The 11,981-nt window shown below is 39.0% G+C and carries 11 protein-coding genes; 4 read left to right on the top strand and 7 right to left on the bottom strand.

Going from position 1 to position 11,981, the window contains the following annotated elements:
* Positions 1 to 155: 155 nt before the first annotated feature.
* Both ACS5PU_RS07640 and pdhA read right to left on the bottom strand, forming a co-directional pair.
* Entirely contained in the window at positions 156 to 1,814 is a 1,659-nt protein-coding gene (locus ACS5PU_RS07640) for a 2-oxo acid dehydrogenase subunit E2 (protein ID WP_439458692.1), read from the bottom strand.
* A gap of 30 nt (positions 1,815 to 1,844) precedes the next feature.
* Positions 1,845 to 2,840 (bottom strand): pyruvate dehydrogenase (acetyl-transferring) E1 component subunit alpha, encoded by a 996-nt coding sequence (gene pdhA / locus ACS5PU_RS07635; RefSeq protein ID WP_439458691.1) that lies wholly within the window; start codon positions 2,838 to 2,840, stop codon positions 1,845 to 1,847.
* 509 nt (positions 2,841 to 3,349) lie between these two features.
* On the opposite strand from pdhA, the gene ACS5PU_RS07630 reads away from it, so the two are divergent.
* The 3 genes from ACS5PU_RS07630 to ACS5PU_RS07620 all read left to right on the top strand — a co-directional run bounded on the left by ACS5PU_RS07630 (position 3,350) and on the right by ACS5PU_RS07620 (position 5,350).
* Positions 3,350 to 3,907, top strand: a complete 558-nt coding sequence (locus ACS5PU_RS07630) for a C40 family peptidase (protein ID WP_439458690.1) — start codon at positions 3,350 to 3,352, stop codon at positions 3,905 to 3,907.
* 90 nt (positions 3,908 to 3,997) lie between these two features.
* Entirely contained in the window at positions 3,998 to 5,095 is a 1,098-nt protein-coding gene (locus ACS5PU_RS07625) for a CapA family protein (protein ID WP_439458689.1), read from the top strand.
* A gap of 72 nt (positions 5,096 to 5,167) precedes the next feature.
* Positions 5,168 to 5,350: a hypothetical protein gene (locus tag ACS5PU_RS07620; RefSeq protein ID WP_439458688.1), complete on the top strand. Its 183-nt coding sequence runs from the start codon at positions 5,168 to 5,170 to the stop codon at positions 5,348 to 5,350.
* A gap of 14 nt (positions 5,351 to 5,364) precedes the next feature.
* Here ACS5PU_RS07620 and ACS5PU_RS07615 read toward each other — a convergent pair whose 3' ends face one another.
* Positions 5,365 to 5,550: a hypothetical protein gene (locus ACS5PU_RS07615; RefSeq protein ID WP_113950816.1), complete on the bottom strand. Its 186-nt coding sequence runs from the start codon at positions 5,548 to 5,550 to the stop codon at positions 5,365 to 5,367.
* A 114-nt stretch (positions 5,551 to 5,664) separates the two neighbouring features.
* Here ACS5PU_RS07615 and ACS5PU_RS07610 point away from each other — a divergent pair, with 114 nt between their 5' ends.
* Positions 5,665 to 6,603, top strand: a complete 939-nt coding sequence (locus tag ACS5PU_RS07610) for an SPFH domain-containing protein (RefSeq protein WP_439458687.1) — start codon at positions 5,665 to 5,667, stop codon at positions 6,601 to 6,603.
* A gap of 176 nt (positions 6,604 to 6,779) precedes the next feature.
* Here the strand turns inward: ACS5PU_RS07610 and ACS5PU_RS07605 are convergent, their stop codons facing one another.
* The 4 genes from ACS5PU_RS07605 to ACS5PU_RS07590 all read right to left on the bottom strand — a co-directional run bounded on the left by ACS5PU_RS07605 (position 6,780) and on the right by ACS5PU_RS07590 (position 11,795).
* Entirely contained in the window at positions 6,780 to 8,945 is a 2,166-nt protein-coding gene (locus ACS5PU_RS07605; RefSeq protein WP_439458686.1) for a carboxy terminal-processing peptidase, read from the bottom strand.
* 348 nt (positions 8,946 to 9,293) lie between these two features.
* On the bottom strand, positions 9,294 to 9,986 hold the full coding sequence (locus tag ACS5PU_RS07600; RefSeq protein ID WP_439458685.1) for a hypothetical protein: 693 nt from the start codon (positions 9,984 to 9,986) through the stop codon (positions 9,294 to 9,296).
* A gap of 29 nt (positions 9,987 to 10,015) precedes the next feature.
* Positions 10,016 to 10,858, bottom strand: a complete 843-nt coding sequence (locus ACS5PU_RS07595) for an isoaspartyl peptidase/L-asparaginase (protein ID WP_439458684.1) — start codon at positions 10,856 to 10,858, stop codon at positions 10,016 to 10,018.
* 61 nt (positions 10,859 to 10,919) lie between these two features.
* Positions 10,920 to 11,795 (bottom strand): cyanophycinase, encoded by an 876-nt coding sequence (locus tag ACS5PU_RS07590; protein WP_439458683.1) that lies wholly within the window; start codon positions 11,793 to 11,795, stop codon positions 10,920 to 10,922.
* Between the last annotated feature and the right edge of the window lie 186 nt (positions 11,796 to 11,981).

Genomic DNA, 11,981 nt, shown 5'->3' with positions numbered 1-11,981 from the left:
GTTAGTATCAAATCAAAAATAGCAAATTATTGGCCATTTACTAAAAGCCTTAAACGCAAAAAAGCCATCCCTAAAGATGGCTTTAAATTTTATGTTAATCCTTTACTTCGGCTTAGCTTAGTGCAAGCTAGCTTAGGATGACATTCTTTATGAGATTAAGCTAATAACCTGATCGGCTCTTCTAATAAACCTTTTAACGTTTGTAAGAACTGTGCTCCGGTTGCACCATCAACCACACGGTGATCGCAACCTAAAGTTAATTTCATTACGTTACCAGGAACAACGGCACCGTTTTTAACAACAGGAACCTGTTGAATTGCGCCTACTGATAAAATTGCACCATCAGGAGAGTTGATGATTGACGTAAACTCATCAATACCAAACATACCCAGGTTAGAAACTGTAAAGGTAGAACCTTCCCAATCTGCTGGTTGTAGTTTTTTAGCTTTTGCTTTACCGCCAAAGTCTTTTACTTCTGCAGAGATGTGTGATAATGATTTACCATCAGCAAAACGAACTACTGGTACCAATAAGCCATCTTCAACAGCCATAGCTACACCAATGTTGGTATGTTCGTTGAAACGGATTTTATCTCCGCCCCATGATGAGTTAACCGCAGGGTGTTTTTTCAAGGCTATCGCAACAGCTTTAATTACGATATCGTTGAACGAAACTTTTACAGGAGCAACGGCATTAATTGCAGTACGTGCAGCCATTGCGTTATCCATATCAATACTAACGGTTAAGTAGAAATGCGGAGCGGTGAATAAACTTTCTGCCAAACGTTTTGCAATTACTTTACGCATTTGCGAAACAGGAGCTTCGGTAAATTTAACTTCGCCAACATAAGTAGGGATAACCGGAGCAGCAGCAGCTTTTTCAGTAGCTGGAGCAGCAGCAGATTCAGTTTTTGCCGGAGCAGCAGCTGGTTTAAAGTTTTCGATATCTTTTTTAATGATACGGCCACCCTCTGCACTACCTGCAACCTGTGCTAAATCGATTCCTTTATCTTTAGCAATTTTTTTAGCTAAAGGAGATGCTTTAACACGGCTATCAGATGATGAGCTTTCTGCAACAGGCGCACTTGAGCTTACATCAGCAGTAGCTTTTGGTGCTTCTTCTTTCGGTGCATCAGCGCTTTCAGCTTTTGCAGCCGGAGCAGAACCACCAGCCAAAATACCGCTAACATCAGTTCCTTCTGGACCAACAATAGCAATAATGCCGTTTACTTTTGCTGCAGAACCTTTTTCTACGCCAATGTGTAACAAAGTTCCGGTTGCATAACCCATAACTTCCATAGTTGCCTTATCGGTTTCTACATCAGCTAAAACATCATCATCCTTAACTTTATCGCCAACTTTTTTATGCCATTCAGCAATAACGCCTTCAGTCATGGTATCGCTTAATAAAGGCATGCGGATTACCGTTACACCTTTAGCTGCTAATTCTTCTTCGCTTAAACCACCACCTTGAGCAGGGGCAGCTTCTTCTTTAGGTGCTTCTTCAGTTTTTGGCTTTTCGCTTTCAGCTGCACCAGCACCTTTTTCAGCCTCTAAAGCTGCTTTATAATCTTCACCTTCTTTACCAATAACGGCCATAATAGCATCTACAGGTACTGCCGATCCTTCTTCTACACCAACGTATAAAAGAGTTCCGTCCCAGTAAGATTCCATATCCATTGTTGCTTTGTCAGTTTCTACTTCTGCCAAAACATCACCGCTTTTCACTTTATCGCCCACTTTTTTGTGCCACTTCGCCAAAACCCCTTCGGTCATGGTGTCGCTCATTTTGGGCATTTTAATTACATCAGCCATTATATCTAATTAATTGAAATCTTAAAAATATTAGTCCATTACATAAGGATAGTCCTGTTGCACGTATACATCTTTGTATAACTCAGATGCATCAGGCCAAGGAGACTCTTCCGCAAATTTTACAGCTTGATCTACAATTGCTTTTACTTTAGCTTCTACCTCTTCAATCCATGCTTGATCTGCATATTTTTCTTTAAGGATAGTTTCTCTTGCAAGTTCAACAGGATCTTTTGCTTTGTAATCTTCTAATTCTTCTTTGGTACGGTATTTAGCCGGATCAGACATTGAATGACCACGGTAACGGTAGGTTCTCATTTCTAAGAAAGTAGGGCCTTCACCTTTACGTGCACGTTGAATGGCTTCATCCATTGCATTGTGTACAGCAACAGGATCCATACCGTCAACCGGTGCGCAAGGCATATCGAAACCTAAACCAATTTTGTAAATGTCGGTCATGTTGGTGGTACGTTGTACCGAAGTACCCATTGCATAACCATTGTTTTCGCAAACAAAGATTACCGGCAATTTCCAAAGCATGGCCATGTTAAATGTTTCGTTTAATGCACCCTGGCGTACAGCGCCATCGCCCATGTAACAAATGTTAACATTATCTGTTCCTTTATATTTTTCTGCAAAAGCAACACCAGCACCTAGTGGAATCTGACCTCCAACAATTGCATGGCCACCATAAAAGTTATGCTCTTTACTAAACATGTGCATTGAACCACCTTTACCTTTAGAACAGCCAGTAGCTTTACCATACATTTCGGCCATAATGCTATCTGCACTAACGCCTAAAGCTAAAGCGTGAGCGTGATCACGGTAAGTTGTAATCATCGAATCACCTTTTTGCATTGCAGATATTGCACCTGCAACTACAGCTTCTTGTCCAATGTATAAATGACAAAAGCCACGTATTTTTTGTTGTCCATATAACTGGCCAGTTTTTTCTTCGAATTTGCGCATAAGCAACATCGACTCAAACCACTTTAACCAGGTATCTTTATTTATTTCTACTGCACTCATTTTAGGGTATTTGTTTTTTTGCGACAGCAAATCTAATTTTTTTATTGTAATTTTTGGCACTTTTAAGTGTAAAAACATCATATTTTCAGCTACTAAATTACATTTAACAGTTGTTTTACAATTAAATATGATTTATTCCAACGCTTCGATTTTACACAGCAGTTGAAAGCCGATTTTCTAGAATTAAATCAATGCCCTTTATCCTAATCTGGAATTAAATGAATCTGAAATTTTATTCTGTGTATGTTGTAATTTACCTAATTTAAAATATAGCCTAGTTATTCTTTTTTTAGTGTAAGCAAAAGAAATACACTCTTGAAAAAAGATGATTTTTGGGCAGATATTTTAAGTAAAAAAGATGGATAAAAAATAAAAATGTTAATAACTTTCACTTTTTAACACATAACATTTGGATAACATTTGTATAATTAATACTTTTGGCAACCAACAATAAGCCCATGTGGTGTACGTTAATGTGTAAGTGAAGTACCCAAACATAACTGTATAACATGATTAAAAAATTTTTGTTTTCTACCCTAATCGCTATTTGCACGTTCTCAGCCGCATTTGCGCAAACAAAAACAAAAGAATCTGGTAAAGAATTAAATGATCCCGACAACCTTGCATCGCAGTATTTCTCGCAGGTTATGGGTGTTGCAGTAGATGCGACTTCGAATTTAAAGCTATATAAGTTTATTTACGAATGGATCGGAACCCCATACAGTTATGGTGGAAACAGCAAAAGAGGCATTGATTGCTCGGCTTTTACTAAAGCGATTTACGATAAAGTTTTCAACACTACCATCAGAAGAAATTCGCGCGATATTTTTAGCATGGTAGATCCATTATCTAAAGAAGATTTGAAAGAGGGTGATCTGGTTTTCTTCAAGATCAAAAGCAGAAGTATTTCACATGTTGGTATTTACCTTGGCGATAACAGATTTGCTCATGCATCAAGTTCGCGCGGTGTGGTAATCAGTAACTTAAATGAGCCATATTACAGCCGTTACTTTTACAAAGGTGGCCGCGTACTGGAATCGTTTAAGAAAGAGTTTACAGTAGAATAACCGGGTAACAATTTTCAGTTAACGGCTAACAAGATATAGAATCCTCCTAAAGTAATTTCGGAGGATTTTTTTATACCACAAAAATCCAAAATGAAGTTTTTCAATACCTTAATATTATCATTCTTTACTTTAGTTATCCTAATCAGCTGCACCAGCAACAATGCGCAGGTTACGGCACCACTGGCCAAGCAGGATACAGTAATCAGAAAAGTAAAGGATACCATATCCATCACTGCAGTTGGCGATATTATGCTAGGCTCTGCCTTTCCATCAAAAACAAATCTTCCACCAGATGATGCGGTAAATAGTTTCCAGGCTGTAGATAGTTTGCTAAAGGGCGATATCGTTTTTGGAAATCTTGAGGGCTGTTTCCTTAATTCAGGTAATTCTAACAAATGCAATGGTGTAAACCCCAACAGCTGTTATGCTTTCAGGATGCCCGAGCGTTATGCAGGGATTTATAAAAATGCTGGCTTTAATGTATTGAGTATTGCCAATAACCATGTTGGCGATTTTGATGCCAGGGGAAGAAAAAATACGGCACGCATATTAGATTCGCTGCAGATCAATTATGCAGGCCAGGTGAACAAACCTTTCGCATTTTTTGAGAGAGACAGTGTGAAATATGCTTTTTGTGCATTTGCACCCAACGAGAATACCGTATCGATAAACAAGATTGACAGTGCAAAGGCCCTGGTGGCCAGGTTAAAATCAATAGCCGATATTGTAATTGTTTCCTTTCACGGTGGCGGTGAAGGTGCCCGTTTCGAGCACGTTACCCGTAAGAACGAAATTTTTTACAAAGAGAACCGTGGTAATGTGTATGCCTTTGCGCACGCCGTAATAGATGCCGGAGCCGATGTGGTTTTAGGCCACGGTCCGCATGTTACCCGGGCGGTTGAGGTATATAAAAACAAATTTATCGCCTATAGTTTGGGTAATTTTTGTACTTACGGTATGTTTAGCTTAAAGGGTACTAACGGAATTGCTCCTTTACTTCAGCTTAAGATCAACTCAAAGGGCGATTTTTTGTATGCTGATGTGGTTTCGGTGAAACAGGATAAAATTAACCGCCTAACCTTAGATGAAAGTGATGCTGCCTTTAAGCGGATGAAAGATTTGACCGATATGGATTTTATTGGTCATCAGCTCCAGTTCGAGAATAATAAGATCACGGTAAAAAAATAATTTACCAGCACATATTCTAAAATTATTTCAGAATCTTTGTTGCTCGGGCCACTGCCGTTAAAAACTATAGAAATGAAAAAAGGATTAATACTTCACTACATCATTGGCATTGCTGCGGCAATTATGGTTTTGGTAGCAGCCTATTACATCAATCAGAATCCAAAAAACCTATTATCTGCCGGCATCATCATCTTAGCGGGCTGTATTGTAGCCTTTAGTCAGTATCAGATTATCAAGCATAAAAAGAAAGGTTAACTGGGTTGTTGCCCCTAACTCTCATCTTTCGTATTCTTAACCAATCCTATTCCCGAGACAAAGAATATTAGCCCGATAATACCGTAAACCATTAGGCCCCGTGTATTTTGATTGTGGTTTACGAAGCCATATCCAGCGTAAATTAGTCCGATAATTCCAAGTATGGTTAATATTGTTCCGAAGGTGCGTTTTACATTCATGTTAGTAGATTTTAGAATAAGACAAAAAAGAGAAGCTTTTGTTTGGAAGTTAAGCCGGGTGTGAATTGATTTGTTTGTGTTTTATTTTTTATAACTTCATAAAAAATCTAATTTATGCAATACACCATTTACATTTTAATCGCTATAGGAGTAATTATACTGCTGAGCTCTTTCGTAACCGTAAAACAGGGTACCATAGCTGTGGTTACGGTTTTTGGCAAATACCAAAGGTTATTAAGGCCCGGTTTAAATTTCAAGATCCCATTAATTGAGCAAATTTATTCGCGGATTTCAATTCAGAACCGTTCGGTAGAACTATCCTTCCAGGCAGTAACACAAGATCAGGCCAATGTTTATTTTAAAGCCATGCTCTTGTATTCGGTAATTAACCAGGATGAAGAAACCATTAAAAATGTAGCCTTTAAATTCGTAGATGCCACAAATTTAATGCAGGCATTGATCAGGACTATTGAAGGCTCGATCAGGGCGTATGTAGCTACACAAAAGCAGGCCAATGTACTGGCGCAGCGAAATGAAATTGTACTGCATGTTAAAGAACAGATTGACCAGGTTTTGGATGGCTGGGGCTATCACCTACAGGATCTTCAGTTAAACGATATTACTTTCGATGAAGAAATTATGCGCTCAATGAGCCGTGTGGTTGCATCGAACAACTTAAAAGCTGCAGCAGAAAATGAAGGACAGGCTTTGTTGATTACGAAAACCAAAGGTGCAGAGGCTGATGGTAACGCCATTAAAATTGCAGCTACGGCCGAACGTGAAGCCGCCCAACTGCGCGGACAGGGTATCGCCTTGTTTAGGGAAGAAGTTGCCAAAGGTATGACCAATGCTGCACACGAAATGCAACAGGCTAATTTAGATACGTCGGTAATTCTGTTTACCATGTGGACAGAAGCCATTAAACAGTTTGCAGAATACAGCGAAGGCAATGTGATATTTTTGGATGGAAGTACCGAAGGGATGAACAAAACCATGAAAGAAATGATGGCTATGCAGATAAATAGACAGAACGAGCCATCTGCAAAGAAATAACATTAAAATTTAGATTTCGTAATTTCTAGACCTCGAACTTTTAGACCTCGAAGGTTTGATTTGCATGATGCATATCATACCTTCGAGGTCTTTTTATAAGGAGACTTCAGAAGTCTCAAAAACAAAGGCCTCTTCAGTTTTAACTGAAGAGGCCTCTTGCTATACGCTATATCTTATTAATTATTTTTTGGCATTATCCCAAGGTTCATAACATAACTGCCAGATTGCTGCATAAAATCACCAATTACCCTTAATGATTCGTCTTCAATAAAATCAAAAGCGTCCTGTTTAGTGATTTTTTCTCCCTTTTTAATGGCTGGCAAGCCTCTCAATGCCCTTAACTCATTTTGTCTGGCCAGAGATTTAGCTTCCTGGGCATCGCGCTCTGCTTTAAGTTTAGCTTCGTTTAAAGTAACTGAAACTTCTGCATCGCGTTTTTTAAGGTCTGCAATATCCTGTTTCAGGTATTTGAAGTCTGAAGAATTTGCAATGCGTTGCTCGCTATTTTTGATCAGCTGTGCTTTAACTGCTGTTAAATTAGCCACAGGCTTAAAGTTTGAGCTGGCAATAACATCCCAAGGCAATGCCGATGGTTCTGTATCTTCTCCAATTTTATCCATTGGGTAAACTGATGGGAAAACAACATCAGGTGTAACACCTTTATGTTGTGTACTGCTGCCTGCTACACGGTAAAACTTAGCCATGGTTAAGTTTATCTGGCCCAGGTTAATATCAGCCGGATTGGTGCTATTGGGAGATGTACCAACCGTTTTATCTTTAGAAACCAAACCGGCTACCCTTTGCAGCATGCTTGGGTTCACCAATTTGTTTAAATCGATTGACGATTGCACGGTACCTTTACCATAAGTTTGGCTACCCATAATAATACCACGGCCGTAATCTTGTATGGCACCTGCAAAAATCTCTGATGCTGATGCACTTAAACGGTCTACAATTACGCCAAATGGCCCGTTCCATGCTACACCACTATTTTCATCTTCATCTACCTCTATTTTGCCACGCAGATCTTTTACCTGAACCACTGGGCCTTTATCAATAAATAAACCTGTTAATGAGATGGCTTCTACTAAAGATCCACCACCGTTTCCACGTAAATCCATCACGATTGCACTCACTTTATCGATGTTTTTTAAAGAATCAATTAATTTCCTTACATCGCGTGTGGTACTTTTATAGTTTTTATCGCCTGCATTGGCAGCTTTAAAATCGGCGTAAAAAGCAGGAAGCGTAATGATTCCGATTTTTAAATCTTTACCGTTGCTGTTTATCGTTTTTACTTTTTTCTTTGCTGAGGTTTCTTCTAAGATAACCTTATCCCGAACCAGTTCGATAATTACCGGTTTCGACGACATTTCTTTTCCTACCGGAATAACCTTTAAACGCACTTTTGTACCTTTCGGGCCTTTAATTTTAGTAACAGTGTTATCCAGTCTCCAGCCTACAACATCAACAAATTCGCCATCTCCCTGTGCTACAGCAATAATTCTATCGCCAGCGCTCAGTTGTTTACCTTTAAATGCTGGTCCACCGGCAATAATTTCTGAAATTTTTACAACCTCGTTTTCCAATTGTAAACGTGCTCCAATGCCTTCGAAAGAGCGCGACATGTCTTCATTAAAGGCCGCTGCATTGCTCGGGTTGAAGTAATTGGTATGTGGATCAATCGATTCGGTAAAAGCATCCATCAGAATCTGGAAAACATCCTGATTATTGGTTTTTGACGTTTGCGATTGTAGGTTCTGATAACGTTTGGTTAATGTTTCTACATTTTTAGCCTCTGCTGTTCCGGCCAGGTTTAAATTGATCAGCTCGTATTTAACGCGTTTTTTCCAGGTATCATTTAATGCTGAAGAAGATGTAGCCCAAGGCATTTTCTCTCTGTCGTACACGTAAGTATCTGTTTGGTTAAAATCGAATTTGGTTTTGATCTGAGCCAGAGAATAAGCAAAGTATTCATTTAAGCGTTTTGCATAAACGTTATAGATAAAGAACGGACCGCTTAAATCGCCATTTTTAAAATCATCATCCAGGGTGTATCTGTATTTCTCAAAAGAGGCAATATCAGAGGCAAGGAAATAGTTTTTCCCTTGATCAAGCGATTTTATGTATTTATCCAGTATTAGTGAAGAAATAGAATCGTTTATCTGAATTTTTTTGTAATTGTAACTCTCAATTAAATTAACAACTTCTTTAATTACAAGTTGTTGCTGCTCGTCGGGTTTTACATTCGTAACCCCATCAACCATAGGCTGGGTTTTAGGTGCGGCATGACAAGCAAGTACTGCTGCAGTAAAAATTACAAAAAATATTCTCTTTAACATCTCTTTAAATGATTTAAAATCCATTTCCAATTCTATATAGCCAATATGATACCATTTTATCAAAAAAGCAAAAAAGAGACAGCATTATTACCGTCTCTTGTTAAAACTTAACCAAATTTAGCTAAAAGCTTTTTATTTAACAATTTCTTAAGAAGAACGTTATGAGTTATTTTTTGTTTTAACCGTACTTTAAAATTTGACTATCTGCAGACGGTGATGGAAGAGTAATTGATAGCTATAGTCAAGATTATCAGGTTTTTGCAGGCTAATTTGTGATGGCGATATTCACGTAGTTACCCCAAAATATCAAAGAGATAATTTGTTTAAAGTGCAAATGCAGGTTAAAGCTTAGCCCTGATTGGCTTTTTTTGGAGCGGTTTTGTTGGCAATTATTTCTCTCGCATCTTTTATCTGCGATTTGTACTGCGTACTTTTAATGGAATTGGCAAGCCATTCGGCCGATTTTAAATCTCTTAACGCAAGCGTAAAATCCTTCTTTTTGATTTTAACCTGTACAATGCCCAAAATAGATTCGATGTAAGCGTTATTGCTTTTTAACTGTTTGGCCAAAATGCCCTGTTGGGTATAAAACCACATCGATTGTGTGTATTTGGTGTTGGCCAGGTAAACTTTGCCTAAAAGGTTGTAAGTATTCATTATGCCGGTCCTGTTACCTGTTTTAGAATAGTTTTTTAGGGCAACATTTAAGAGAATCTGTTCTGCATCGGTAAAACGGCCCAGCTGGTAGTGCATATTGCTCATTTTAATGATGGCCTGGCCGTATCGGTTAAAGTTTTTTACGGCGTTATATTCGAAAGCGGCTTTTCCAAATAATGTTAGGGCTTCGTTGTAATCACCTTTTCGCTCTAAATCTTCTGCTTCTTCAAAAAAAGAGTTTCCGTCTTCCAGGTCGAATTTAGATACTGCAATATTAATTGCATTACCTCCATTGGGTTCTTGGATTTCCGTTTTATCTATATTTTGAGCCTGTAGTTGTAGGGATGCGAAAAGGCCGATCAGGGCCAATACAATCTTGGTCATGCAACAAAAATAATACTTTAAATCTAATTTCAGCTAAATACCTGTAAATTAACATCAAAAGATGCCCAAACCATGTACGGGTGTGAGTCGCAATGGTATATTTCTCCTGCTGCAGTGATGCCTACAATGCCTGCAAAGCCATCAAATGCCTTAAGTTCTGTAAAAGATTTATCGGCTGCATCTTTTAAAGAAAAACCATCGGTAACACGCGTTACAATTTTGGCTGCCAAGGCACCGCTCACAATATCCTCGCCTACACCTGTACAGGAAATGCCTGCATATGCATTGGCGAAATTGCCCGCTACGGTTGCCGAATCGCTAACCCGGCAGGGGATTTCAAATCCTTTACCTCCGGTTGAGGTAGCTGCTGCAAGGTTGCCTGCCGCATCTAATGCCACACAACCAACAGTGCCTTTATTGTTTTTGAGGTTTAGTTTTGCTTCATATTCTGCCTGGCGCTGGGCGGTAATCGGATTAAAGTATGGATAACCACTTTCACGGGCAAATTGCTGCGCGCCATCGCCGCTTAAAACACGGTCATCGTAGGTTAAAAGATTTTGTGCTACCTGAATAGGATTTTTAACATCCTCAATATTGATAACGCCACTAAAACGCTCTGTTGTGCCATCCATTAAAGCAGCGCTTAGCCTCACTTTTCCATCACTCTGAATCTGCGAACCTATGCCTGCATTAAATAGCTCGTTATCTTCTAGCAGCGAAACGGTGTAAACTACTGTTTCTAATGCCGTATGGGTTTTTAAATATTCGTGCCCCTGCATAACAATAGCGGCCAAAGCATCCTGCTTGGCTTTTTTGGTTTCCTGGTTGGTAGAAGATTCGCTAAAGAAGCCTCCGTGTATAATCAGTTTCATTTGATGGAATTGAGAAATGAGATTTTAGATGTGAGACTTTAACCTTACATCTTTTACGTCTTTACCCTATTTGAATAGCCTTTGGATGGTGAATGATTAGACTGTGATCTGCCAAATCATAAACGTCTCCATCGCACATGACGTGTACCACCATATTTTTTATTGAAACAGGCTGTCCCATTTCCACATCCGTTAAATTGGTATCGGCCATGGTGCGGCCATCAACTAAAATTACCATGCCCGAGCCAATGGCTTCCATGGTATGTCCATCCGAAATGAAAAGGCCTGTATCCTCGCCAAGGCCTATGCCTAAAATACCCGGATTACTGGCTGCAGCATATAATAAACGGCCAATGCGGCCACGTTGAACAAAATGTGTATCTACAATAACATCATCAATAAAGCCCAGTCCACCGGTAATTTTAACCTCACCTTTAAGCAGTGCATCTTTACTGCTGCCCTGGTATATCATGTTTTTCGAACTTGCAGCAGCACCGGCCGAAGTACCGGCAATTACAACCGGTTCAGTTTTATACTTTTCTAGAAGAAGCTGGTGTATTTTGGTGCCTCCAAATATAGAAGAAAGACGGAGCTGATCTCCACCGGTAAAAATAATTACCTCTGCAGCTTGGATACGTGCATAATTATCTTCTGCATTGGCCTCTTCGCGGTTGGTAATGTTCAATACGCCTACATTATGTACATCCAGCTGTGCATAAGCCTTGATGTATTCTTCGCCAACTTTTTCGGGCATTAACGAAGCTGTAGTAATGATCTCGAACCTCGATCCGGTATCCTTTATTGATTCTGTGGTAATCCTTTTTAAAATTCCACGCTCAAAAAAATTCATATTGTCGGGCAATCCAAATTGCGTTTCTGCGAAGCTGCCTGTATTTATTGCGCCGCCGATGATGATGAGTTTACCTTTCGGAACCATTCTTTATGTATTAGGTATCAAAAAGCCCAAATATATATGCTTAGGAGAAAAAACGCGACTTTTTTTGTCAATAATATTCACTTTATTAACATAAGTTGAAATAATATAACATAAAATTAACAGCCTAGTGCTTAAAAATAAAACAAATACGCCTTAAAATTGATTTAACCAAAAGCAACCTCTATT

The sequence above is a fragment of the Pedobacter sp. GSP4 genome, from assembly GCF_051857575.1.
Taxonomy (GTDB): Bacteria; Bacteroidota; Bacteroidia; order Sphingobacteriales; family Sphingobacteriaceae; genus Pedobacter.
Note: the sequence above shows the minus strand (reverse complement) of the source record. Positions and strands in the feature narration are given on the sequence as shown.